The following is a 22,373-nucleotide window of genomic DNA, read 5'->3' as shown; positions in this document are numbered from 1 at the left end:
TATGCGGTGGCGAATAATATTGCACTGAGTGCAAAAAAGTCAACGAGAGGTATGGATGTCTGTAGCCAAGGATGAGGGCCCGGCCGCGCCCGGCGTGAGGGAGCAAAAAAAGCGCGAGACCCAGCGTCTGCTGACGCAGACCGGCATGCGCCTGTTTCTGGAGCAGGGCTATAACGAGACCACGCTGGACCAGATCGCCGCGCAGGCCGGCGTCTCGCGCCGCACCATCTTTTCGTATTTCGCGAGCAAGGAAGACATCCTGGTGGCAAGCTCGGACGCGGGCTGGGACGACATACTCGGCGATATCGGCCGGGCCTCGCGCGAGGAGGATCCGCTGCAGGTGGTCTGCGGCTGCCTGCTGCAGCGCGTCAGCACGCGCTCGAATCAGGACCTGCTGGCGCTGCGCGAGCTCATGCTGCTCAGCTCCACCCTGCGCTCCCGAGGTCAGGCGTTTTTTGTCGAGCGCGAGCATGCGGTGGCCGCCGTCCTGTCCCGGGTCTGGCCCGAGCCCGAGATGCAGTGGCAGATAAGACTGGCGGCCATGGCCGGTGTCGGTGCCTTCCGTCTGGCCGTGGATACCTGGCGCGACGAGCCCGAGCAGGCGTCGCTGCAGGCCCTTGCGGAGCTGAGCTTTACGCGGCTCAAGCAGCTGCTGAGCGCCAAGGATTAAGGCGCGGCGACCGCCATTCCGTTGCTGCCGCCAGCGTCAGCAACGCGGCGTGAATCTCCAACGGCCCTTCAAAGCGAGCACGCAGCTTTCGAGCGCGAAGAATTGATGGCAAATCTAGCGTTCTGAAGGAGAGCAAGCGATCCCAAAGTGCGATGGGCCAGACCGGTCGGACCGAGAGGAGAACACTCCGACAAGAGCCAAGAGCATCCGGGATGCTTCATCGGCAAATGCCATCGAGGCCAGCAGGCGTATCGGCCGGTATGCGGCCTCAGTTTTTGGTGATTCACCTTCTCGCAGCTACATCACAAGAAAGGAGGCCGCCTGGCCGCGGGCGCATGTAACAAAGCCAGTTAGCTGGAATAAAAGTGGCGACTGGAGTACTGTTCCACAAGGCGTCAACTTGGATGCCCCACTCTGGAGCAACACATGATGAATCGACCCTTCGACCGTCGGGATTTTCTCAAACTTGCTGGCGTGGGCGGCGCTGTTCTAGCTTCAGGCTTGGGGCCCTGGGGGCGTGCCCAGGCAGCCGCTGGAGAAGATTTTCTTTTTGTCCAGATGACCGACACCCACTGGGGTTTCGAAGGCCCCCCCAATCCGGAAGCCAAAAACACCTTGCGCAAGGCGGTCGCAGCCGTCAACAGCCTGGAACGCCAGCCCGACTTCATCATCTTTACCGGTGATCTGACCCACGCGGCTGCCGACGAAAAAGAGGGGCTGCGCCGCATGACCGAATTCAAAGCCATCGTCAGTGAACTCAAGGTCAAGGACGTACGCTTCATTCCGGGCGAGAACGACACAGGGCTCGACAACGGCGAGATGTACCAGCATGTTTTTGGCAACGGCCATTACAGCTTCGACCACAAAGGCATTCATTTTGTGGCGCTCGACAATGTATCGGATCCCAATGGCCTGATTGGCGAAAAGCAACTGGAATGGTTGCATGCCGACCTGGCACGACTCGACAAAACCGCTCCCGTGGTGGTCTTTGCCCATCGGCCCCTGTTTGACCTGTACCCTCCCTGGGATTGGGCCACCAAGGATGGCGCCAAAGCGATTGACATCCTTAACCCCTATGAAAACACCACCGTGTTTTTTGGTCACATCCACCAGGAACACCACCGGATAACGGGCCACATTGCGCACCACGCAGCGGAGTCCCTCATCTATCCCTTCCCTTCGCCCGGCAGCCAGCCCAAGCGTACCCCCGTCGCCTGGGACGCAGCACATCCATTCAAGGGTCTGAGCTACACCACGATCACCGAACATGCGGGCGCAGCAAAACCCACGCGGCATCCGCTGGCTTGAGCCATGGCATATGCAGCAACATCAAGGCCCGGGCCTTGGCTGTTCGGGGCCGCTCTGGCCGGTGCCATCTGCAGCGCTCAAACGGCCAACGCAGCGCCCAACCTGGCCAATGGCCAATACATCTACAACGCGGCCGATTGCATTGCCTGCCACGCGGGCGGTGGCAACGCCTCGCTGCCCTCGGGGGGCCTGGGCCTCGACACACCTTTTGGCACCTTTAGAGTGCCCAACATCACGCCCGACAAGCGCAACGGCATAGGCAACTGGAGCGAAGCCGACTTCAAGCGGGCCTTGCGAGAAGGCGTTGGCAAGCAAGGCGAATACCTGTTTCCGGTGTTTCCCTACACCTCTTTTTCCAAGCTCAGCGACGCCGATATCGCCGATCTCTACGCCTACCTCATGACCCTGCCCGCCGTGCCAGCACCCAACAAGCCGCACGAGGTCAAACTGCTTTTCAGCTGGCGACCTTTGCTGTTTTTCTGGCGCACCCTGTTTTTCAAACCCGAGGAGAAAAAAGTCCCGCCCGTTCAAGACGCCACCTGGAGCCGTGGCAACTACTTGGTGCACGCTGTGGCGCATTGCGAGGAATGCCATACGCCGCGCAACCTACTGGGGGGTCTTAAAACGTCGTTGGCGTTCTCGGGCAATGTGGGTGGCCCCGATGGGCAAAATGCACCGAACATCACCTCTGACGTGAAGACAGGTATCGGTGACTGGTCCCTCGCCGATATTCAAAAGCTGCTCAAAACAGGCATAACACCGGACTCCGACGTCGTAGGCTCCGGCATGAAAGCGGTAGTTCGAGGCACCTCCAAACTCAGCGATGAAGATCTGCACGCCATCGCGGTCTATCTCAAAAGCGTGCCCGCGATCCGCGTCAACCACCCGCCAAAGGCCGTCGACAAAGCTCCTTGAACGCAAGTCTTGCCATGAGGACGCGCGCATCAATTCGCGTCAGCCGCAAAGCGAGGTAGTGCCAGCGGCTCTTGGGCTATTTGCTCACGGCCTGCGGCGCAGATAGTCATTGGACTTGAGGCGGAACCTGGCCAGCACATCGTCGACCATGGCGTCTGGCTGCTCCAGCTGATCGGTCCAGGCGCGGTAGGTACGCAGCGCCATGGCGTGCAGGCCGGCAAGATGCTGATCCAGACCATCCAGGATCTGGGCCTCGCTTTGCACCCCCGGACCCTGGGCCTGAAGCAGCTCTTCATGCCCCTCGCGGCACCACTGGCGCACGCTGGCCGCGGTCACCTCGAGATGGCCTTGAAACGCCCAGTGGCGGCCGCGCATAAAGCCTTTGTTGAGGCAATGCCGACCATACATGGTGCGCGTGGCGCCGCGCGGGATCTCGAAAGTGTCGTAATGCCAGTTGAAGATGCTGGCCTGGGCCGGCAGGTCCATCAGCTGCTGGGCGCAGCGCGTGACCCAGACCGTGCTCCAGCCTATATTGGGGCAGGGATTGCGCCAGACCCGCGCGCCCATGGCCCGGGCCAGCATCTGGGCGCCGAAGCAGTGGCCGAGCACGGGCACGTCGTGCAGCAGCGCGCTTTGCAGCAGGCAGCGCTCATCCTCGATCCAGCGCAGCTGCTCGTTGGCGCAGTGGTTGCTGCCCAGCACGATGATGCCGCGGTAGTCGCGTGCGTCGGCCGGGGCCGAGCCTTGGGCGCAGGGGTCCAGCAGGACATGGGCCATGCCTTGCTGGCGCAGGTGATCGAGCAGAATGCCGGGGCCTTGCGCTGCCTCATGCTGGAGGATGGCGACAGGTTTCATAGGGAGCGGGCCCGGAGTCCGGACCGGTGGTTGAGAGGCCTTCACTTTAGGGCTTCAGCCATCAAGCCCCTGTATGGACCGCCTTGTGTGCTATCAAGATGGCATCAAGAAGGTGGCGGCCGGCGCGCGCAACAGAGCCGGCCGCGGTGGCCCTATGCCATACTGGCGCCAGCGTCCTCCAGCGCAGGCGCGGCTCATCATCACAACAAGCACAACTATGTCGCAGACCAATCAAGCCTCGGAAAGCGATGGCAAAACACATGGCAGCAGCCAGTCGGCACTGACTCTGGCCGCACTTGGGGTGGTTTTTGGCGATATCGGCACCAGTCCGCTCTATGCCTTCAAGGAGGCTTTTGCGGGCGGCCATGGACTGGCGGTCTCGCCGGAGAACGTGCTGGCCGCGCTCTCGGCGCTGTTCTGGGCCGTGATCGTGGTCGTGGCCATCAAATATGTATGGGTGGTGCTCAGCTACGACAACGACGGCGAGGGAGGGGTGCTGGCTCTGACGGCCCTGGCCCACCGCGTGCTCGGCGATCAGTCGCGCCGCTCGCGCTTTGTGGTGGGGGCGGGGGTGTTTGCGGCCGCGCTGTTCTATGGCGACGCCATCATCACCCCGGCGATCTCCGTGCTCTCCGCCGTCGAAGGCCTGAGCATTGCGACACCCGACTTCGAGCATTTCATCGTGCCCATCACCATAGGCATTCTGATCGGCCTGTTTTCCATACAGATGAAGGGTACGGGCAGCGTGGGGCGCTTGTTCGGGCCGATCACCATAGTCTGGTTCGTCTGCCTGGCCTGGGTGGGCGTGCTCAGCATTGTGCAGACTCCCATGGTGCTGCAGGCCATCAACCCCTTGCATGCCTTGCGCTTTGCGGTGCAGCACACGGACAAGGCCTTTTTTCTGCTCTCGGCCGTGTTCCTGGCCATGACCGGTGCCGAAGCCCTGTATGCCGATATGGGGCATTTCGGCAGCCGCGCCGTGCGCCTGGGCTGGTTCGGCCTGGTGTTCCCCAGCCTCATGATCAATTACTTCGGCCAGGGGGCGCTGATACTGCGCGATGCGGCGGCCGCCGAAAATCCGTTCTTCCTGCTGGCCTCGCCCTCGCTGCTGCTGCCCTTTGTGGTGTTGGCCACGGCGGCCACGGTGATCGCTTCGCAGGCCACGATTTCGGGTGCCTATTCGATGACCGTGCAGGCCAGCCGCCTCGGTTATCTGCCGCGCGTGCGTGTGCTGCACACCTCGGACCAGGAACAGGGCCAGATCTATGTGCCCAGCGTGAACTGGCTGATGCTGCTGGCCGTGATCGCGCTGGTCCTGGCCTTCAAGTCCTCGGGAGCGCTGGCCGCGGCCTACGGCATTGCGGTCTCGGGCACCATGCTCATCACCACCATGCTGGTGGGCTTTGTGGTCTATCTGGGCCGGAGTCGCTACCGCCGGCTGATCCTGGCCGCGCTGGTCTGCTTTGCGGTGCTGGAGATCGGCTTCTTTGCCTCCAACCTCACCAAGCTCGAGCAGGGCGGCTGGTTCCCGCTGACCATGGGCGCGCTGATCTTCATCGCGCTGACCACCTGGCGCGACGGTACGCAGCTGGTGGCCGAGCACCGCAGCCGCCTGGACATTCCCATGAGCGAGCTCATGACCTCGCCCATGAGCGGCGTGCCCGTGGTTTCGGGCACGGCCGTCTACCTGACCTCCGATCCCAAGCTTGTGCCCAGCGCGCTGTTCCACAATCTCAAGCACTTCAAGGTCATGCATGAGCAGACGGTGTTTCTGCATGTGGTCAATGAAAACACGCCTTATGTGCCCGATGCCCAGCGGCTGCAGCTGCACCGCCTGTGCAACGGAGTCTGGATGCTGGACATGCATTTCGGCTTTCGCGAGCAGCCCGATATTCCGGCCGCGCTCCAGCTCATCAAGCCCGATGAAGAAGGCGATATGCCCAATCTGGATCCCATGGTCACCAGCTTTTTTGTGGCCCGGGTGCAGGTGGTGGACGGCACGGGCGGCCTGTCCCCATGGCGCTGCGCCATCTATGCCTGGATGACACGCCAGGCGGCCAGCGCTTCCACCTATTACAAGCTGCCCGCCAACCAGGTGGTGGAGCTGGGCACGCAGGTGGTGCTCTAGAGCTCTTGAAAATACCCGCGATAGCAGCGCTGCGGCCGTGCAGGCTGCTATCGTTTTTTATGGCCTAGGTTTCCAGTGCATCGAGGGCGCGCGCCGAGTACACCATGGCCGCACCGGCATTCAGGGCCACGGCCACGCCCAATGCCTCGGCGACTTCTTCGCGGCTGGCTCCGGTCGCCTTGGCCGCCTTGGTGTGCACGGCGATGCAGCCGTCGCAGCGTGTGGTCACGGCCACGGCCAGGGCGATCAGCTCGCGCGTCTTGGCGTCCAGGTGGCCGGTCTTGCTGCCCGCGCTGGCCAAGGCCTTGTAGCCTTCCATGGTGCCGGGGGTGAGCTGGGAAAACTCGCCCAGACGGCCTGCGAGCTCTTTGCGATATTCGGTCCAGTCCAGCATATGCTGCTCCTTGTGAGTGAAGCCTTCATTGTGTTGCGCCGCGGTGCTTTGTTCAATGCGGGGGCTACTCGAAGAAGGCGCTCGCATGGGCGATGTGGGACGCAACTGGGCGATCGGCCGCAGTTTGGCGATCGCACCATGGGCGCTCCCGGGCCGCTGCTCGAGACCGTGCAGCGCCGCAAGTCCCCAGCGGCCTCTGCACTATGACGGCTGTATAAAAATACAGTTTTGATTCCGGCCACCATCTTGACCGCAGCTCGCGCCGGCATAGCGCCGCACCGCTTTTACTATCTGCACAACTTCCAGCGCGCGCTGGACTGGTTGGGCCGGCGCTATGGCGATCTGCTGGACGAGGAGGAGGGGTGCTTTCTCGCGCAGTTTGCCTGCCTGCCCCAGCCCGCGCAGGCGCTGCTGGTGCGCATGGTGATGCGCCGCGGTCCCTGGTTTCGCGCCAGCAAGCTGGTGTATGAGGAGATTCCGCAGATCCGCGAGGCAGCGCTGCCGCTGCTGGCGCTGGGCTGGCTCAGCGACGAGGCGCCCATGGGGCTTGCCGAGCTGTTCGGCCTGCACACCAAGCCCGAGCTGCTGCAGATCCTGGATGGCGCGTCCCTACAGGCTTCCATGCGCAAGGCCGATATGCTGCTGGCGCTGGCCGATGGGGCCGAGCTGCTTCAGCCCTATGCGGCCTGGCACCCGCAGGCGCGCGAGCCCGTCTGGCGCGTGATGGTGGGCGAGCTCTGCGAACGCCTGCGCCTGATGTTCTTTGGCAATCTGCACCAGGACTGGTCGGAGTTTGTGCTGGCCGATCTGGGCATCTTCCGCTACGAGGCCGTGGCTCTGGATGCGGATTCGCGGGCCTTCCAGAGCCGTACCGACCTGGACTTCTACCTGGCCCTGGCGGCCAGCCGCCGCGCGCTGGATGAAGGCGCGGATCCGGCGGCGCTGCTGCAGGAACTTAGCGGCTGCACCAGCCCCAATCCCTGGCTGGAGCAGCGCCGCGCCAAGCTTTTGCTGCGCCTGGGCCAGGCCTGCGAAAAAGCGCAGGACTGGCCGCTGGCCGCCCGGGCCTACGCGGCCAGCCGCTACCCCGGCGCGCGCCATCGGCATATCCGCGTGCTGGAGCGCATGCAGCGGCTCGATCACGCTCTAGCCCTTGCCCGGCAAGCGCAGGCTGCTCCTGAAAGCGAGGAGGAACGGCAGCGCCTGGCTCGCATGCTGCCGCGCCTGCAGCGCAGCCTGGGACTGGGCCGCGTCGCGCGTACTCCGGCGCTGGCTCCCGCAGTGGCCGCGCTGCGCAGCGATCTGGAGCTGGACCCGCCACTCCAGCCCATGGGCGTCGAATACGCGCTGCGTGAGCATTGGCATAGCGCCGACGCGCCCGTGTTCTATGTGGAGAACGCTCTCGTCAATTCGCTGTTCGGCCTGCTGTGCTGGCCGGCCATCTTCGCGCCGCTGCCGGGGGCCTTCTTCCACCCGTTCCAAAGCGGTCCGGCAGATCTGGAGGCCCCCGATTTTGTGCCGCGTCGCCGGCAACTGTTCGACGCCTGCCTGGCCGAACTCGGGGACGGCAGCTACTGCGCCAGCATCCGCCGCAACTTCGAGCAGAAGCAGGGCATCCAGTCGCCTTTTGTCTTCTGGAGCACATTGAGCGAGGAGCTGCTGGAGCTGGCGCTGGACTGCATTCCCGCGGCCCATCTGCAGCTGCTGTTCGGGCGCCTGCTGCTCGATGTGAAGGCCAACCGCACGGGCTTTCCCGATCTGGTGCGCTTCTGGCCCGCGAGGCCGGCGTCGGCCGGGCGCTACGAGCTGGTCGAAGTCAAGGCTCCGGGCGACAAGCTGCAGGACAACCAGATCCGCTGGCTGGCCTATTGCAGCGAGCTGGGCATTCCGGTGCGCGTCTGCCATGTGCAGTGGCGGGCTGCGGGGGGCCAGGCCGCATGAAGGCGCAAGCGCCGGCCGCTGTGCCGGCTGCCATGTCTATGACGGTGGCAGTCAGGGCCTTGTGCGAATTCACGGCCCGCAGCGGCGATCTGGACCTGCGCTTTACGCCCGCGCCCAGCGCTCTCGAAGGCATGGAGGGCCATGCGCTGGTGCAAAAGCGCCGGGGCAAAAGCTATGAGGCCGAGATTGCGCTCAGCGGCTGTTTCGAGGGCCTGCTGGTGCGCGGCCGCGCTGATGGCTATGACCCGGAGAGCCAGCAGCTCGAGGAGATCAAGACCTATCGCGGGCAACTGGACGGCGTGCGTCCCCATCACCGCGCGCTGCACTGGGCCCAGGCCAAGGTCTACGGCCACCTGCTGTGCCGCGAGCGCGGGCTGGCGAGCCTGAGGCTGGCCCTGGTCTATCTCAATATCGGCACCCAGGAGGAGACGGTGCTGGTCGAGGAATATGCGGCCGCCGATCTGCAGGCGTTTTTCGAACTGCAATGCGGCCGCTACCTGGCCTGGGCGCGGCTTGAGGCGGAGCACAGACGGCGGCGCGGCGCGGCGCTCGCGGCACTGCAGTTTCCCATGCCGTCTTTTCGCGCGGGGCAGCGTGAGCTGGCCGTGGCCGTGTACCGCACGGCAAAAGCGAAGGCCGCGGGTCACGAAGGACGGAACTGCCTGATGGCGCAGGCGCCCACGGGAATCGGCAAGACGCTGGCCAGCATTTTCCCCATGCTCAAGGCCATGGCCGCGCCGGTGCGGGCCGAGCCCACGGATGGCCGGGAGCTGGACAAGCTGTTCTTCCTGACCGCCAAGAGCACGGGCCACGGACTGGCCCTGCACGCGCTGGACCAGCTCCAGGCTGCGCTCGCCGCGCAAACGCCCGCCGAGCCGCTGCGCGTGCTGGACATGCAGGCGCGCGACAGGAGCTGCGAGCATCCAGACAAGGCCTGCCACGGCGACTCCTGCCCGCTGGCGCGCGGCTTCTTTGACCGGCTGGCCGCCGCACGTGCCGCGGCGCTGGAGCATGGCGCGGCCTGGGATGCGCCCGCCGTGCGCCGCCTCGCGCTCGCCCATGGCATCTGCCCCTACTATCTGGCGCAGGAGCTGGCGCGCTGGGCCGACGTGGTGGTGGCCGACTACAACTATTACTACGACAGCGCCGCCATGCTTTATGCGCTTGCCCAGCAACAGGGCTGGCGCGTGGGCGTGCTGGTGGACGAGGCCCATAATCTGCTGGAGCGCGCCAGGAGCATGTATACCACGCAGCTGTCGCCGTTCGATCTGGCCGCCGCCCGCCAGGGCGCGAGCGGCGGCGTGAAGAAAGCGCTGGCCGGCTTGCAGCGTCAGTGGAACCTGCTCAATCGGGAGCTGCTCGATCCACAGGGCGGTAGCGCCACCTACCGGAGCTGGAGCGCCGTGCCGCCGGCGTTGCTGGCCGCCGTGCAGCGTGCCGTCGGAGCGATTGCCGAGGTGCAGGCCGACCAGCCTCTGCCTCCGGGCGACCCCTTGCTCGGCTTTTATTGGGAGCTGCTGCACTTTCAGGCGCTGGCCGAGGGGTTCGGGCCGCATGCGTTGTTCGATCTGCAACTGGCCGCGGCGCGCAGATCGGCCGGAAATGCCGTGTCCACGCTGTGCATACGCAATGTGATTCCCGCGCCGCATCTGGCCGCACGCCATGCGGCGGCCGAGGCCACGGTGCTGTTCTCGGGCACGCTGAGCCCGCCGGGCTTCTATCGCGATCTGCTGGGCCTGCCCGCAGACACGGCCTGGCTGGAGGTGGAGGCGCCGTTTGCCGCGCACCAGCTGCAGGTGCGCATTGCCGGCCATATCTCCACGCGTTGGCGCGACCGCGAGGCTTCGTTGGCTCCGATGGCCGATCTGGTCGCGCGTCAGTACGCGGATCGGCCCGGCAATTACCTGTGCTTTGTGAGCAGTTTCGACTATCTGCAGCGCGTGGCCGCGGCCTTGCGGCGCCTGCACCCGCAGCTGCCGCTGTGGCAGCAGACCCCGGCCATGGATGAGGCGGGCCGCAGCGCATTCCTGCAGCGCTTTGTCGAGGGCGGGCGGGGCATAGGCCTGGCCGTGCTGGGCGGCGCTTTCGCCGAAGGGGTGGATCTGCCCGGCACGCGTCTGATCGGGGCCTTCGTGGCCACGCTGGGCCTGCCCCAGGTGAATCCGGTGAACCAGGCCATGCAGCAGGCCATGGACGCCTATATGGGGCATGGCCGCGGTTATGACTACACTTATCTCTACCCGGGCCTGCGCAAAGTGGTACAGGCCGCGGGGCGCGTGATCCGCACCGAGGACGATCGGGGTGTGGTGGTCCTGATGGACGATCGCTTCCGGCGCGCGGAGGTCAGGGATCTGCTGCCCAGGTGGTGGCAGCTGGATTCCCGTGATGCGCAGGGGCGGGCTGGAAACGCTCGCTGACGTTTCGCTTTGTAATCTGCGTCAACCCGCTTTCTGCAGCCTTGATACTCGGGGCCAAAGGAGAAAAGCCATGAGTTACAGCGACGGCCCTGCGGTGCAGGATCAAGCCCTGGAAGAAGACGGGGCTCTGGGCTGGGACGCGATCGACCGTGCGCTGGCTGCGCTTTATGGTGAGCAACAGGCCTCGCACTACGGCGCGCTGATCAAGTTTCGCCTCGGCGGAACCGACCCGCTCGACGGCATCAGCGTCTATCGCAGCGAGCAGGGGCGTCCGCACTGGCACTATGTCACCTATGGTTTCAGCGATCTGTATGGCAATCTGGACGACAGTCAGGACACGGCTCCCGGCAAGCCCAGCGGCTATGGCTTCGAGCTGACCTTCAGGCTGGCCTGCGGCGCAGACGAGCAGCAGCCGCCGAGCTGGCCGTTGAACTTTTTGCAAAATATCGCGCGATATGTGTTTCGCACCGGCAATGTGTTTGCGCCCGGCCACTGGATGACGGCCAACGGCCCGCTGCGTGCCGATGCCGATACGCTGCTCACGGAGATGGGCTTTGTGCAGGACCCGCTGCTGCCGCCTGTGCATACGCCCTATGGCGAGCTGATGTTTCTGCAGCTTGTGGGCCTTACGGCCGACGAACTGCGCGAGATCCGGCGCTGGAATGTGCAGGGCGCGCTGCAGGCCATGGAGCCGCATATGCCGCTGTGGATTGCCGATCTCGCGCGGCCCAGTCTGCACGATCTGCCCGCCGTCCAGGCCGCGATCGACACCGGAGCCGCCGACGAGGGATCCAAGACCGGGGTGCTGTACAACGACGTGCTGGTGTTCAGGCAGCGCAAGCGCCTGCTGCGCAGCGCACAAATCGTGGTGCGCCTGGGCAGTCTGGCCGTGCGCGACCTCAAGGCCATGCTGCCCGCGCGCCTGCCCCATGGGCGCACGCTGATTCTGGCCGGCGACGGCGCCACGCTGGAATTCATGCCCGCGGGCGAGGGCCGGGGCGCGCAGCTGGACTGGCAAAACGGCCATGAACTCAGGCTGGGCCTCAGCGCCTCCCAGGTGCAGGCCTGGGTGCGTTCCGTCAAGGGGCGCGAGGGCGAATACACGGTGCCGGGGCTGGACGGCCTGGTCTGGAAGGTGCAGACCAGCGTCATCACCGACAACCTAGGTAATGTGACCGGCAGATACCAGGAGTGAGGCTGGCCGGAGTCAGAGCATGCGATCGTCCGACAGCTTGCCCGGCAGCTGCGCCAGGCCCTGGGCAAACCAGCCTATGCGCTGGGTCTCGCGCACGTCGAGCCGAGGCACATAGGGCTTGATGTCCAGCACCGGCGTGCCGTCCAGCATATCGTTGCCGCGAAACTTCAGCGTGCAGCCGTCCACGCTCAGCAACTCGATGATGGACAGGCCTATGCGGTTGGGCCGCGCCGGCGCGCGGGTCGCAAACACGCCGTGGCTGCGGTTGTCCATGAAGGGCGTGACCTCGAGCTTTTCCTGGGCCTCGTGCAGATGGGTGAGCACGATCAGATACTGAAACTCCTGCACATCGCGCAGCCCCGGCACGAACGGGGCAAACACCTCGATATGGCCCTGGTGTTCGGCGGCAGCCACCGTCTGTATGGGCATGCCCACCATGTTTTTGAAGGGGCTGTGCACGCGGCCTATGGCGCGCATGGCAATGGCTGAGGTTTCTGCAATCGGCTCGTTCATGGCGGGATTATCCCGCCTAGCCGTCCTGTCAGCCCGTCCGCAACGATATGCGGGCCCGCGCTGCCTTGTGCCCCGAGAGCAATCGGTCTCATGCCGCCAATTGCTGCGCAAGCCTTTGCAGCTGCCGATAATGGCAGGCTGTGAGTACGGCGCCGGCCGCCGGGAAGAGAGAGATGAACGATCTGAAAATTGTGCAATGCACGCACGAGCGCCATGCAGCCGCAATCCTGGAAATATTCAACGACGCCATCGTCAATTCCACGGCGCTCTACGACTATCGGCCGCGCAGCGCGCAGAACATGGTGAGCTGGTTCGATGCCAAGCGCGCCGGTAACTGGCCGGTCATAGGCATCGAGGACGAGCAGGGCCGGTTGCTGGGCTTTTGCAGCTACGGCAGCTTTCGCGCCTATCCGGCCTATAAGTACACGGTGGAGCATTCGGTCTATGTCCACCCCCAGCAGCGCGGCCGCGGGCTGGGCCGCCAGCTCATGGAACTGCTGATCGCCGAAGCGCGCCGCCGCGGCGATGTGCATGTGATGGTCGGCGCAATCGATGCCGCCAACAAGGGCAGCATTGCGCTGCACCAGCGCCTGGGTTTCAAGCATGTGGGAAACATGCCCCAGGTCGGCTTCAAGTTCGGTCGCTGGCTGGACCTGGCCTTCTACCAGCTCACGCTGGAGACGCCGCTGCAGCCCATAGACGGCTGATTGCAGAGCACGGCCGCTTCGGACACGGATACATCCTGTGGCCGGAAATTTCCCGTCGCATCTTGTGATCCCGCAGCACTGCCGCAACTTGCAAGGCTGTCTTGCCGGAATTGGAGAGTCCGATATGTGGAAGCTGGGTCGTCTACTGACAAGGTTTCGCAAGGAGCTGCTGCTGGCCTGGGCCGTGCTGCGCGACCCGCGTGCGCCCAGGGCGGCCAAGCTGGTGACGCTGCTTGCGGCGCTGTATGTCATCAGCCCCATAGACTTTGTTCCCGATGCCATCCCGGTGCTGGGCTGGCTGGATGACGGGCTGATCGCTTATCTGCTGCTGCAGCTGGCGTTCAGGTTTCTGCCCGCCGAGCTGCTGGCCTCGCTGCGCGCCCGGGTGGGTGAGCGCGGCCGTTCGGGGGCAGCGCCCTGAGCGCTGGCAAAACGGCTCGATCCAGGGCGTACATCCTCTCTGCCGCTTGCCGCAAGCGTGCCGCAGCGGCTTGAGAGGTCGGAATACATGCCTCGCAAATCCCGGGTGGGCGTGCTCAGCACATCTCAAGGGCGTGCGGGCGATGCCCGGCCGGGTGGCGGCTCGCAGCTCTGCAGCCGCCAGCCATCTGCGCCGGCCTCCAGCCGGTGCGTGAGTCCCACGGCCTGCAGCAGGGCCGCGTCGTGCGAGACCATGACCAGGGTGCCAGGATAGTGGCGCAACATGCTCTCCAGCGCCTGCAGCGACTGCAGGTCCAGATGGTTGTCGGGCTCGTCCAGCAGCAGCAACTGCGCGGGCTCATCGCGATACAGAGCGCAGGCCATGGCGGCTTTGAGCCGTTCGCCGCCGCTGAGACCGCCGCAGGGCTGTTCGACATGGCGGGCATCCAGGCCCAGCTGCGCCAGGCGCATGCGCTGCAAGGACTCGGGAGTGCGCGGGGCAGCCGCCAGCAACTGGCCGAGCAGCGATTGTTCCGGCTGCAGCAGGTTCTGGTCCTGGTCCAGCAAGGCAAACGGCACATGCACGCGCCGCCGGCCGTGCAGCGGCTGCAAGCGGCCCGCGATTATCTGCAGCAGCGTGGACTTGCCGCAGCCGTTGGGCCCGCAGATGGCCAGGCGCTGGCCGGCGCGCAGCTGCAGGCTGACCGGGGCCGCCGCCGCGGGCCAGGGTAGGCGAAGCTGCTCGAATTCGGCCACCATGCGTTCACCCTGGCCGGGCAAAGCGCTCATGTCGGGCAGATGCCAGTGGATGGCTGCAGCCTGCCAGTCTATGGCCTGGGCGGCTTCGCGCACGCTCTGGTCCAGCGCCTCGCGGCTGGCCGCATGCTGGGCCGCCAGCCTGCCGGACGAAGCCTGGGCGCGCTCCTTGCCGAAGCCCAGCAGCAGCTTGGCCTGATTTGCCTGCTTGCCATGGCGCTCGCCCCGGGCCTGCTTGCGGTTCTGGCGCTCCTGCTGGCTGCGCAGCGCCTGTTCGGCACGGCTGCGCTGTAGCTTGAGCCGGGCCAGCTCATCGAGCGCGTTTTGCGCCTGCTGCCGCTGTGCTTGCTGGTAGCAGCCATAGCCGCCGCCGTAGAAGCTGAGGCCGCCGCTGCTCAGTTCGGCAATGCCGTCCATATGCTCCAGCAATTCGCGGTCGTGGCTGATGAGCAGCAGTCCGCCGCGCCACTGCCGCAGTTCCTCGGTCAGGGCCCTGCGGCCGGCCGCATCCAGATGATTGCTGGGCTCGTCCAGAATCAGAAAATCCGCCTGCGCGAGTCTTGCGCCCAGCAGCGCCACGCGCATGGCCTGGCCGCCGCTGAGTCGGCCGGCCGCTGTCTGCGGCGCCAGAGGCGGCAGGCCGGCCCGCTCCAGCTGCGCACAAAATTGCTGGCGCAGATCCCAGCGCTCGGCCAGCAGCTCGAAGTCCTGGACGTCGCAGCCGCCTTGCTCTATGCGCTCCAGCGCCTGCAGCGCGGGCTCGATTCCGGCCAGCGCGGCAATGTTCTGCAGGGGGCGCGCTGCCAGCGGGTTCTGCGGCAGATAGTGGACGCGGCCCTCGCGCGCAACGCTGCCGCTGCTGGGCATCAGCTCGCCCGCAAGAATCCGCGCCAGCACGCTTTTGCCCACGCCGTTGCGGCCCACTATCGCGGTGCGTTGTGCGCCAAACGTGGCCGAGAGATGAGAGAAAAGCTGCCGGCCATGGGGCAGCATGTAAGAGACGCTATGCAGCGTCAGACGAGGTTCCGTCATAAGACCCAAACAATGGATGCCATACATCCCCTGTGCGGCAGCAGCAACGGAGCAAAGCCGGTGCAACAGGGAGCGGGGAGGTGGCCGTCAGCAAGACGGCGGCATCAATGGCGCATGGGTGGAAGTCCTCGCGGGGATGGGAAAGCGGCCGATTGTAGGCGCGGGGACAGCAAGGTCAAGCCCTGAGTGGCGCGGACGCCGCGGCGCTGCGCGGGCCGGTGCCGAAATCCGCCAGCACCTCCAGCACGCTGGCGATCGCCGGGTTCAAGGTCGGAGACAGGCGGTGTGCGACGGCCATGGGGCGCAGCAGAGGCGGAGACAGGTGGCGTATCTGCACGCCCGGCTGGTGCTGCTGGTCCTCGACCTCCTCCAGCGGCAAAATGGCCGCGCTCTGGCTGGCGGCGGCCAGGCTTTTGAGCGCGCCCGGGTAGCTGAGCGCCAGAAACGGCCGCGGGTGATAGCCGGCCTGGCCAAACCAGGACGCGATGAGCCCGTGCATCTGCGTGGGTGCGGAGAACGAGGCCCAACGCCGCTGGGACAGCCATTCGGGCGTCACCAGATCGGGCGCGTCCCAGGCCGCAGGCAGCAGCGCCACCATGGGGTCTATGCGCCAGGGCGTGAGGCCGATTCCCGCGATTGCTGGCTGGGGGCTGGCTACGACGGCGATGTCCAGCGTGCCCGTGTCCAGACGCTTCATGGATTCGGCCGAGCCCACGGCCTCCAGCCTGACCTCCACGCCGGGGCTGCGCCGGCTCAGGGCTTCCAGCATCAGCGGCAGCAAACGGGTGCTGACGCCCGCGGACACGCCCACGCGCACCAAGCCTTCGCGGCCGCTGGCGCGGCGCTGGACCAGGTCGATCAGATCGTCGCTGGCGGCCAGCAGCTTGCGTCCCTGTTCCACCAGCAGTTGGCCGGCCGAAGTGAGTTCGGCCTGCCGCCGGCCCCGCAGCAGCAGCGCGGCCTCCATGCGCGACTCCAGCTCCTTGATGTGCAGGCTGACCGTGGGCGGCGCCAGATGCAGGGCCTGGGCCGCGGCGGCAAACGTGCCGAGATCGGCAATCGCGATCAGCGTCTGCAACTGGTCGAGGTTGAGGTTTCGCATCAGATTTTCTGAATTGATTGTTCAGTTAATTCAACTTTACAGATGTTAGCCGCAAACCGAGCATGGCGGCCATGGAGCAAGATCAAACCCCGACCATCAATGCCGGCGAGGCCCGGCCAGCCACTGAAACCCCTGCAGAGAATTCCGCCGTGGGCGCTGTGGCGGGCCGATTCGGCCTCTGGCTGGAACAGGCTCGCCGCATGCTGGAGCGCGCGCAGCAGCGGATTGGCGATAACTTCAGGGTGCCGCCCAATGGCGGCTGAAGCGTCGGTTGCGGCTCAGGCGGAGCTTGCGGGTTCGGGGGCCAGCAGGCGCAGCATATCGGTCGCCACGGCCTGCATCCATGGCGCTTCCTGGTTCAGGGCTGCGGTGCCGAAGGCCTTGTGCAAGGTGGGGCGCGCCATCTGCGCATAGCTGAGGCTGCCCAGCACCATGGTCAGCAGCGACAGCACGTTCACGTCGCCGCGCACCAGGCCGGCTTGCTGGGCCTCGGTGATCAGCGCGAGGCCGGCGTTCAGGAAGGCCTCCAGCGGCCGCGCCTGTGCGGCGGCAATGCGCTCGCCGTTGTCCAGCAGTTCCCGCGCTATGAGCCTGGCGCCCGTGGGGCGGCTGCGCATCCAGTCCAGCTGCAGCGCCACAAAGCCCTGCAGGCGCTCGGCCGGACTGTCCGTGCCGGACAGCAGGGCCTGCATGCGCGCCGTCAGCTCCCGGGCCTGGAGCTCGAGCACGGCCCGGTACAGCCTCTCCTTGCTTGGAAAGTGGTGCAGCAGTCCGGGGTTGCCCAGTTCGCACTCGCGTGCGATGGCCGAGAGCGAGCCTCCGGCAAAGCCGTGCTCGGCAAAGTGGCGCTCGGCGACTTCCAGAATCAGCTGCTTGCGGGGACTGGTTTCGGTGCTCATGAAGATATCAAATCAATAGCTGAAAACGCTGGATGCCAAGGCGCCGAAGCAGACTTCAATGCTTGGGATCCAGCTGCTGCGCGAGCTGGGCATGAAAGCGCGGAATGCTGTATTCATAGCTGCCGAAGTTGAAAACCTCGTTGGCTCCGCTGGCCAGCCCCTGCTGTATGGACTCGGCCAGCGCATAGTCCTCGGCCAGCGTGCGGCGGTACAGATCCACATTGGCCTGCCAGTATTTGACGGCCTTGTCGGTGGCCGGCGCCTCGGGGATCAGCGTGATCTCGTGGATGCGCGAGCGCGTGGGACTCAGCGGTTCAATGCAGCTGAACTGAGCATGGTCGGGCTGGACCAGCACCAGATTGTTGGGAAAGAAGAAATAGGTCAGATTGCCGTAGCGGCGCGGCTCGAAGCCCTCGGCGCCGGGCAGGTCCTGCGCAAAATTGGACTTGATCAGATACAGGCGGCGGTGCAGGCCGGCCTCGTCCACCAGTTGCACATTGCCCGCAAACATGGCCGCAATCGTCTGCCGGTGCGCGACCTTGAAGTGATAGGCCTCGAAGATCCCGTCCACCAGCAGCTTCCAGTTGGCCTGGACCTCATGCGAGCGTGGCGCAAAAGCCAGAGGTGTCTGCATGCCGGCCAGGCCGGCCAGATCGCTGATCAGCGGCTCCAGCATGGTCGCCGGCTCTCGGTCGCTGTGCTCGGGGTCGAGAATCACCCACACCAGGCCCGCCTTTTCCGCGGCCGCCAGGCGCCGCAGCCCCGATTCCTCGGGCTTCAGGCAGGGAAAGCCTTCGGCCTGGGGCAGGCCGCGCAAGCCGCCGTCGGCCCGGTAGGTCCAGGCGTGATAAGGGCAGACAAAGGCGCGCGCATTTTCGCCCGAGCCTTCCGGCACCAGGCGCGCGCCACGGTGGCGGCAGACATTCAGAAAAGCCTGCAGCTCGCCATCGGCCTGGCGCACCAGCAGCAGCGGCGTGCCCAGATGGGTGAGCGACAGCCAGCTGCCGGGATCGGCCAGGGACTGGCTGGCCGCCACCGCCTGCGGGTGGCGCCGGAACATCTGCAGCTCCTGCGCAAACCGCATGGGGCTGCGGTAGTCATCCACGGCCACCTGGCCGCCCCGGCCCTGGGCGTCGGCGCGTGACTGCGCCACCGCGGCCCGCGCGCGGGCGTGCAGCGAGACAGCGCTTGGAATGGGCAGCAGGGGGGCGGTGGAGACAGCGGTCATTGCAGATCCTGGGCTGATGATCTGTCTTCAATATACTGACTGACCAGTCGGTTTCTGTGCAGGGTTTATGCCAGGTTGGCTGACGATGCCATGCGCAGAGTCTTGGCATGACTGGATATGTGGCCGGCCGTAAAGACTATTTCGCCTGGTTCATCCGGCATCGCCGTGACTGGCGCGAGGGCGCTTGCGGGACTAAGCTGGAGCTGCTCGAACCATCCGCTGCGGTCCTGCGGCCTCGAGCGAAAGGAGCTTCTATGTTGACCCACTCTGCCGTGATGACGATGCTGCCGGTGATGGACATGGAGCGTGCGCGAGCGTTCTATGAACAGGGCCTGGGCCTGAAGGACGGGGTTTTGCGGGCCGACGGAAAGTTTGTGTACCGGGTCGGCGGCACTGTCATCGCTCTGTTTCCCAAGCCCGGCGGTACCAAGGCCGAACATACCGCGATCAGCTTCGAGGTGGCGGACATTGCCGCCAGCATCGAAGAGCTGAAGGGCAGGGGCGTGGTGTTCGAGAACTACGACTTTCCGGACCTGAAGACCGTCGATCATGTCTACACGCATGGTACGGAGAAGGCCGCCTGGTTCAAAGATACCGAGGGCAACTATCTCTGCATACACCAGGACATCGCGGCGGCATGAAGCGACGCACCGTCCGCTGTGCCGCGGGATGGCGCGGGGCCGAGCCTGGACTCATCGAGCACAGCGGCCCGAATCATCTTCTCCTTGGGCAAAGATGAGTGCCGAGGGATGGGCCAAGCTCAAACGGCGCGAAAGAAATCAGCATTTGAACCTGAGAAGCGCGGGTCATGGCCTTGGATGGCGGTATCTACGCTTGGTCTATACCCATCATCAGAACTCCGAGGAAGCAAAGGAGCCGCCCATATGCCGGATGCTTTGGCCCGGAAGCCAGCATCTGGCTGCATTCCGGCTCAAGGCCGGATGCGACAAGCATTTGGTTCGGCAGCAGAGTTTCGACCTTGGTAAATCACATTCGACATCGAGATGACACGATTCCCGCTGGTACAGGTCGCCGCGCTTTTGCATAGCGCCGCGGAAGAATTGATTGCCCCGCGGTGGCGCCGCTTAGAAGCCGACGACATACAGCTCAAAGCGCCGGGCGAATGGGTCACGGCGGTAGACCGCGAGGTCGAAGAGAGGCTCAGCATCGGCTTGAAAGCACTGTTGCCAGGCTCGGCCGTGGTCGGCGAGGAGCAATGTGCGCTGAGGCCGCAGCTGCTGGGCAGCATAGGTGCAGGGCTTGTCTGGTTGCTCGATCCGGTGGATGGAACGGGCAATCTGGTCGCGGGATCGGGGCCGGTGTCGGTGATGCTGGCGCTGCTTGAAGACGGTGAAACGCTCGCGAGCTGGATGCTCAATCCGCTCACCGGGGTGATGCACCATGCGCAAAAAGGCGGGGGCGCCTGGCGGGGCAGCCAGCGTATCGTTGCCAGGCGCGCGTCCCCGCCTGGCGGGCCGGGCATTGTCAGAACGCGTTTTTTGCCCGAAGAATTCAAGAAGCATCTGGCGCAAACAGCGCTGGAGTTTCGCGCTGGCAGCAATTGCGCCGGCGAGGATTACCCCAGCCTGCTTGCGGACAACGAATTCGCGTTGTATTGGCGCGTTCTGCCCTGGGACCATGCGCCGGGCGCGTTGTTTGTCAGCGAGGCCGGAGGCGTTGCGGCACACCTCGACGGCAGGGCGTACCGTGCAGGCCAGCAGCAGCCGGGACTGCTGGTCGCCCGCAGCCAGCAGACATGGGATAGGGCGAGAGCGCTTTTCCCGCCTCTTGAGCGCTAGCAAAGCCCGTATCGAGGATCAACGCCGCGAGTCCGCTGACGGACTGCCAAGCGCTTTTGTTGGCGCTATATTGGGAGAACCGACGCTTGGCTGATCCGATTGATGGATGCGTCGCGGCAAACGACGGGCCTTGTCGGAGATGATCCGGGAGGACGCATGGGCAAGGAAAAAACGGACGCTATCGATGGACGCGAACTATGTGCCGAGACCGCATTTCCGGTACTGGCCTCGCCGCTTGTCGATAGAGCCATAGCGCAGGCATCGACGGCCGCGTGCGAACCTTCGGCCGAAGGACTCCATGAGCTGCGCATCACCATGCGCCGCTTGCAGTCCCTGTGGTGGGCCTACGGCCCCTTGCTGGACGCGGCACAGAGCCCGCGGCAGCGGGCCCTGTTCAGATCTCTTTCGGACACTGCGGGCCAGGCACGCGACTACGACATCCTGATCGAGCTGCTTCGGCTGCGGGGCAAAAACGCAGGCGCGCTTCTGGCTGAAGTATCGGATGCGCGGCAAGGGGCGCTCGATGCCGGCAAAGACCTGCTGTCGAATCCCGAAGTCAGGACGCGGCTGTTGCAGGCGGTTGCGCAGGTCTCGGAAGGCCTGGCCGCGAGACAGGAGCCGCAAGCGCTGCAGACCTTTGCGGACGGCCGCGTCGCGGAGTCCGAAAGACTGCTGCGCAAGCGGATAAAGCGCGCGGCGAGAGCCGGGAAGCCGGACCTTGCCGCATTCCACGAACTCCGAAAAGCCGCCAAGAAGGTCCGCTATCTGCTGGAACTGTTCGGCCCGCTACTCTCCCGAAAGCACAAAGCAACCCTGAAGCGGCTCAGGAAGATCCAGGAGCGCTTCGGCGCCTTGAACGATGTGGTGGCGAGCGAAGAGCTGCTGCGCGAAAACGCCGCATTGCTGGCGACCACGCGCGATCCAGAAGGAACGCTGCGATGGTTCGGCAAGGAGCGCAAACGCCGTCTGCGTGCCGCTGCGGCCCTGCTGCGCCGGGGCCGGAGATAGGCAGGCCCACAGCCGTTGCGGTCAGCCGATCGTGGCCACGAATCAGGCGTAACTGGAGCGCCTGGCAGGCCCGGGGTGGTGCTGCTGTTAGGTATCGAGTCGCCGGGCTTGACCAGTTCGCTGGCCATAGGCGAATATGTGGCGCAAAGGCTCGCAGCCTGAGGCAGCTGCTGCAAACTTTGATGTGAAGCAGTGCCGACGCCATCCTGCAGCGACGCGGGGCGCGGCAGGCCGAAAGCCCTGCGCTTTTCTGTAAGATGGTCATATGCGGCGGGCAGCCGTGCTGTGGTCGCCGGCGCATGGCGCACACGCGTCAGATATTCCATTCCTCATCAAGAAAGGTCAGATATGTCCCGTTCTATTTCCGATACCGTCTCCAACGCCCAGGAAGATCTGGAAAAGCTGGTCAGCGATCTGCGTGGCCTGCTGTCTTCCCGAGAGCTGGACAAGCTGCCCGAAATCAGCGTCCTGCGCCAGCGCATCGATGATGGCATGGCCAATGTGCGCGAATCCGCGGTGCGAGCCGCCCAGGATGCGGCCCGTCAGGCCCGCGAGGCGGCCGACGTCGCTGACCGCTATGCGCATGACGAACCCTGGCGCGTCGCCGGCGCCGCACTGGCCGTGGGCGCTTTGCTGGGCTTCATGCTGGGCCGCCGCTGATCGGGTCGACCTTCTCAGGACCTCTGCCTGTGAACTGGATTTCCCTTTTGGGTCTTGATGTTCTGCTGGCGCGTTGGCGCGCAGGCTTGAACGAGGCCGCGATTGCCGTGGAAGACCGCGCCGATCTGGCCCAGCTGGAATGGCAGGACCACAAGCGCAGCCTGCAGACGCTGGCCGTGCTGTTCATCGCTTTGGGCGGGCTGACGGCGGTGGCGCTGATGGTGTTGTCGATTGCACTCATCGTGCAGTTCTGGGACAGCGCCTACCGCAACACCGTGGCCTGGGCTCTGGCCGGCGGCTGGCTGCTGCTCTGGGCTCTGGCCCTGTGGCGCCTGCTGGTGGCCGTCAAGCAGCTGTCCCATCCGTTCAAGCTGACGCGCAACGAACTCAAGACCGACTGGAAAGCCTGGAAGGAGAAGCTCTAGC

The 22,373-nt window shown here is 65.1% G+C and carries 22 protein-coding genes; 15 read left to right on the top strand and 7 right to left on the bottom strand.

Annotated elements, in window-relative coordinates; all coding sequences use genetic code 11:
• Nucleotides 1-55 precede the first annotated feature (55 nt).
• The 3 genes from AB6724_RS15440 to AB6724_RS15430 all read left to right on the top strand — a co-directional run bounded on the left by AB6724_RS15440 (nt 56) and on the right by AB6724_RS15430 (nt 2,893).
• Nucleotides 56-670 carry a TetR/AcrR family transcriptional regulator gene (locus AB6724_RS15440; RefSeq protein WP_369339412.1) on the top strand — a complete coding sequence of 205 codons (615 nt, stop codon included), beginning with the start codon at nt 56-58 and terminating at the stop codon, nt 668-670.
• 426 nt (nt 671-1,096) lie between these two features.
• Complete coding sequence (locus AB6724_RS15435) at nt 1,097-1,978, top strand: metallophosphoesterase (protein ID WP_369339411.1); 882 nt, start codon at nt 1,097-1,099, stop codon at nt 1,976-1,978.
• A 3-nt stretch (nt 1,979-1,981) separates the two neighbouring features.
• On the top strand, nt 1,982-2,893 hold the full coding sequence (locus AB6724_RS15430; RefSeq protein WP_369339410.1) for a c-type cytochrome: 912 nt from the start codon (nt 1,982-1,984) through the stop codon (nt 2,891-2,893).
• Between the two features lie 84 nt (nt 2,894-2,977).
• On the opposite strand, the gene AB6724_RS15425 is transcribed toward AB6724_RS15430, so the two are convergent.
• Nucleotides 2,978-3,748, bottom strand: coding sequence for a type 1 glutamine amidotransferase (locus tag AB6724_RS15425; RefSeq protein ID WP_369339409.1), 771 nt, complete (start codon nt 3,746-3,748; stop codon nt 2,978-2,980).
• Nucleotides 3,749-3,965: 217 nt separating this feature from the next.
• Between AB6724_RS15425 and AB6724_RS15420 the strand changes: the two genes are divergently transcribed.
• Nucleotides 3,966-5,876, top strand: coding sequence for a potassium transporter Kup (locus AB6724_RS15420; RefSeq protein ID WP_369339408.1), 1,911 nt, complete (start codon nt 3,966-3,968; stop codon nt 5,874-5,876).
• Nucleotides 5,877-5,940: 64 nt separating this feature from the next.
• Here the strand turns inward: AB6724_RS15420 and AB6724_RS15415 are convergent, their stop codons facing one another.
• A complete protein-coding gene (locus AB6724_RS15415) occupies nt 5,941-6,270 on the bottom strand; it encodes a carboxymuconolactone decarboxylase family protein (RefSeq protein ID WP_369339407.1) in 330 nt (109 codons plus the stop codon).
• Nucleotides 6,271-6,516: 246 nt separating this feature from the next.
• Here AB6724_RS15415 and AB6724_RS15410 point away from each other — a divergent pair, with 246 nt between their 5' ends.
• The 3 genes from AB6724_RS15410 to AB6724_RS15390 all read left to right on the top strand — a co-directional run bounded on the left by AB6724_RS15410 (nt 6,517) and on the right by AB6724_RS15390 (nt 11,823).
• Nucleotides 6,517-8,211: a VRR-NUC domain-containing protein gene (locus tag AB6724_RS15410; RefSeq protein WP_369339406.1), complete on the top strand. Its 1,695-nt coding sequence runs from the start codon at nt 6,517-6,519 to the stop codon at nt 8,209-8,211.
• Nucleotides 8,212-8,243: 32 nt separating this feature from the next.
• On the top strand, nt 8,244-10,628 hold the full coding sequence (locus tag AB6724_RS21845) for an ATP-dependent DNA helicase (protein ID WP_439329878.1): 2,385 nt from the start codon (nt 8,244-8,246) through the stop codon (nt 10,626-10,628).
• 70 nt (nt 10,629-10,698) lie between these two features.
• Entirely contained in the window at nt 10,699-11,823 is a 1,125-nt protein-coding gene (locus AB6724_RS15390) for a suppressor of fused domain protein (RefSeq protein WP_369339405.1), read from the top strand.
• A 12-nt stretch (nt 11,824-11,835) separates the two neighbouring features.
• Here AB6724_RS15390 and tsaA read toward each other — a convergent pair whose 3' ends face one another.
• Nucleotides 11,836-12,336, bottom strand: coding sequence for a tRNA (N6-threonylcarbamoyladenosine(37)-N6)-methyltransferase TrmO (gene tsaA, locus AB6724_RS15385; RefSeq protein ID WP_369339404.1), 501 nt, complete (start codon nt 12,334-12,336; stop codon nt 11,836-11,838).
• A 173-nt stretch (nt 12,337-12,509) separates the two neighbouring features.
• On the opposite strand from tsaA, the gene AB6724_RS15380 reads away from it, so the two are divergent.
• Together AB6724_RS15380 and AB6724_RS15375 are read left to right on the top strand one after the other, a co-directional pair.
• Nucleotides 12,510-13,043 (top strand): GNAT family N-acetyltransferase, encoded by a 534-nt coding sequence (locus AB6724_RS15380; RefSeq protein WP_369339403.1) that lies wholly within the window; start codon nt 12,510-12,512, stop codon nt 13,041-13,043.
• Between the two features lie 124 nt (nt 13,044-13,167).
• A complete protein-coding gene (locus AB6724_RS15375; RefSeq protein ID WP_369339402.1) occupies nt 13,168-13,464 on the top strand; it encodes a YkvA family protein in 297 nt (98 codons plus the stop codon).
• Nucleotides 13,465-13,589: 125 nt separating this feature from the next.
• On the opposite strand, the gene AB6724_RS15370 is transcribed toward AB6724_RS15375, so the two are convergent.
• Complete coding sequence (locus AB6724_RS15370) at nt 13,590-15,251, bottom strand: ABC-F family ATP-binding cassette domain-containing protein (protein ID WP_369339401.1); 1,662 nt, start codon at nt 15,249-15,251, stop codon at nt 13,590-13,592.
• A gap of 175 nt (nt 15,252-15,426) precedes the next feature.
• Nucleotides 15,427-16,353 (bottom strand): LysR family transcriptional regulator, encoded by a 927-nt coding sequence (locus AB6724_RS15365; protein ID WP_369339400.1) that lies wholly within the window; start codon nt 16,351-16,353, stop codon nt 15,427-15,429.
• A 71-nt stretch (nt 16,354-16,424) separates the two neighbouring features.
• Here AB6724_RS15365 and AB6724_RS15360 point away from each other — a divergent pair, with 71 nt between their 5' ends.
• On the top strand, nt 16,425-16,616 hold the full coding sequence (locus tag AB6724_RS15360) for a hypothetical protein (RefSeq protein WP_369339399.1): 192 nt from the start codon (nt 16,425-16,427) through the stop codon (nt 16,614-16,616).
• 15 nt (nt 16,617-16,631) lie between these two features.
• Here the strand turns inward: AB6724_RS15360 and AB6724_RS15355 are convergent, their stop codons facing one another.
• Both AB6724_RS15355 and AB6724_RS15350 read right to left on the bottom strand, forming a co-directional pair.
• Nucleotides 16,632-17,252 carry a TetR/AcrR family transcriptional regulator gene (locus tag AB6724_RS15355; RefSeq protein WP_369339398.1) on the bottom strand — a complete coding sequence of 207 codons (621 nt, stop codon included), beginning with the start codon at nt 17,250-17,252 and terminating at the stop codon, nt 16,632-16,634.
• A gap of 55 nt (nt 17,253-17,307) precedes the next feature.
• Nucleotides 17,308-18,480, bottom strand: a complete 1,173-nt coding sequence (locus tag AB6724_RS15350; protein ID WP_369339397.1) for an aromatic ring-hydroxylating oxygenase subunit alpha — start codon at nt 18,478-18,480, stop codon at nt 17,308-17,310.
• Nucleotides 18,481-18,734: 254 nt separating this feature from the next.
• Between AB6724_RS15350 and AB6724_RS15345 the strand changes: the two genes are divergently transcribed.
• From AB6724_RS15345 to AB6724_RS15325, 5 genes are all read left to right on the top strand, one after another.
• A complete protein-coding gene (locus tag AB6724_RS15345) occupies nt 18,735-19,121 on the top strand; it encodes a VOC family protein (protein ID WP_369339396.1) in 387 nt (128 codons plus the stop codon).
• A 363-nt stretch (nt 19,122-19,484) separates the two neighbouring features.
• Nucleotides 19,485-20,279 (top strand): inositol monophosphatase family protein, encoded by a 795-nt coding sequence (locus tag AB6724_RS15340; protein WP_369339395.1) that lies wholly within the window; start codon nt 19,485-19,487, stop codon nt 20,277-20,279.
• 156 nt (nt 20,280-20,435) lie between these two features.
• Complete coding sequence (locus AB6724_RS15335; protein ID WP_369339394.1) at nt 20,436-21,287, top strand: CHAD domain-containing protein; 852 nt, start codon at nt 20,436-20,438, stop codon at nt 21,285-21,287.
• Nucleotides 21,288-21,635: 348 nt separating this feature from the next.
• Nucleotides 21,636-21,947, top strand: coding sequence for a glycine zipper domain-containing protein (locus AB6724_RS15330; RefSeq protein ID WP_369339393.1), 312 nt, complete (start codon nt 21,636-21,638; stop codon nt 21,945-21,947).
• A gap of 47 nt (nt 21,948-21,994) precedes the next feature.
• Complete coding sequence (locus AB6724_RS15325) at nt 21,995-22,372, top strand: phage holin family protein (protein WP_439329877.1); 378 nt, start codon at nt 21,995-21,997, stop codon at nt 22,370-22,372.
• The last annotated feature ends 1 nt before the right edge of the window (nt 22,373 follow it).

It is taken from the genome of Comamonas guangdongensis, from assembly GCF_041079535.1.
Classification (GTDB): domain Bacteria; phylum Pseudomonadota; class Gammaproteobacteria; order Burkholderiales; family Burkholderiaceae_C; genus Comamonas; species Comamonas guangdongensis.
The sequence above is the reverse complement of the archived record's forward strand: the minus strand, read 5'-3'. Positions and strand labels throughout refer to the sequence as shown.

What these genes read in the sequence shown, in the direction of transcription:
- AB6724_RS15440 (WP_369339412.1), top strand. Translation starts at nt 56, where the DNA reads ATGTCTGTAGCCAAGGATGAGGGCCCGGCCGCGCCCGGCGTGAGGGAG.
- AB6724_RS15435 (WP_369339411.1), top strand. Translation starts at nt 1,097, where the DNA reads ATGATGAATCGACCCTTCGACCGTCGGGATTTTCTCAAACTTGCTGGC.
- AB6724_RS15430 (WP_369339410.1), top strand. Translation starts at nt 1,982, where the DNA reads ATGGCATATGCAGCAACATCAAGGCCCGGGCCTTGGCTGTTCGGGGCC.
- AB6724_RS15425 (WP_369339409.1), bottom strand. Translation starts at nt 3,748, where the DNA reads ATGAAACCTGTCGCCATCCTCCAGCATGAGGCAGCGCAAGGCCCCGGC.
- AB6724_RS15420 (WP_369339408.1), top strand. Translation starts at nt 3,966, where the DNA reads ATGTCGCAGACCAATCAAGCCTCGGAAAGCGATGGCAAAACACATGGC.
- AB6724_RS15415 (WP_369339407.1), bottom strand. Translation starts at nt 6,270, where the DNA reads ATGCTGGACTGGACCGAATATCGCAAAGAGCTCGCAGGCCGTCTGGGC.
- AB6724_RS21845 (WP_439329878.1), top strand. Translation starts at nt 8,244, where the DNA reads ATGTCTATGACGGTGGCAGTCAGGGCCTTGTGCGAATTCACGGCCCGC.
- AB6724_RS15390 (WP_369339405.1), top strand. Translation starts at nt 10,699, where the DNA reads ATGAGTTACAGCGACGGCCCTGCGGTGCAGGATCAAGCCCTGGAAGAA.
- tsaA (WP_369339404.1), bottom strand. Translation starts at nt 12,336, where the DNA reads ATGAACGAGCCGATTGCAGAAACCTCAGCCATTGCCATGCGCGCCATA.
- AB6724_RS15380 (WP_369339403.1), top strand. Translation starts at nt 12,510, where the DNA reads ATGAACGATCTGAAAATTGTGCAATGCACGCACGAGCGCCATGCAGCC.
- AB6724_RS15375 (WP_369339402.1), top strand. Translation starts at nt 13,168, where the DNA reads ATGTGGAAGCTGGGTCGTCTACTGACAAGGTTTCGCAAGGAGCTGCTG.
- AB6724_RS15370 (WP_369339401.1), bottom strand. Translation starts at nt 15,251, where the DNA reads ATGACGGAACCTCGTCTGACGCTGCATAGCGTCTCTTACATGCTGCCC.
- AB6724_RS15365 (WP_369339400.1), bottom strand. Translation starts at nt 16,353, where the DNA reads ATGCGAAACCTCAACCTCGACCAGTTGCAGACGCTGATCGCGATTGCC.
- AB6724_RS15360 (WP_369339399.1), top strand. Translation starts at nt 16,425, where the DNA reads ATGGAGCAAGATCAAACCCCGACCATCAATGCCGGCGAGGCCCGGCCA.
- AB6724_RS15355 (WP_369339398.1), bottom strand. Translation starts at nt 17,252, where the DNA reads ATGAGCACCGAAACCAGTCCCCGCAAGCAGCTGATTCTGGAAGTCGCC.
- AB6724_RS15350 (WP_369339397.1), bottom strand. Translation starts at nt 18,480, where the DNA reads ATGACCGCTGTCTCCACCGCCCCCCTGCTGCCCATTCCAAGCGCTGTC.
- AB6724_RS15345 (WP_369339396.1), top strand. Translation starts at nt 18,735, where the DNA reads ATGTTGACCCACTCTGCCGTGATGACGATGCTGCCGGTGATGGACATG.
- AB6724_RS15340 (WP_369339395.1), top strand. Translation starts at nt 19,485, where the DNA reads ATGACACGATTCCCGCTGGTACAGGTCGCCGCGCTTTTGCATAGCGCC.
- AB6724_RS15335 (WP_369339394.1), top strand. Translation starts at nt 20,436, where the DNA reads ATGGGCAAGGAAAAAACGGACGCTATCGATGGACGCGAACTATGTGCC.
- AB6724_RS15330 (WP_369339393.1), top strand. Translation starts at nt 21,636, where the DNA reads ATGTCCCGTTCTATTTCCGATACCGTCTCCAACGCCCAGGAAGATCTG.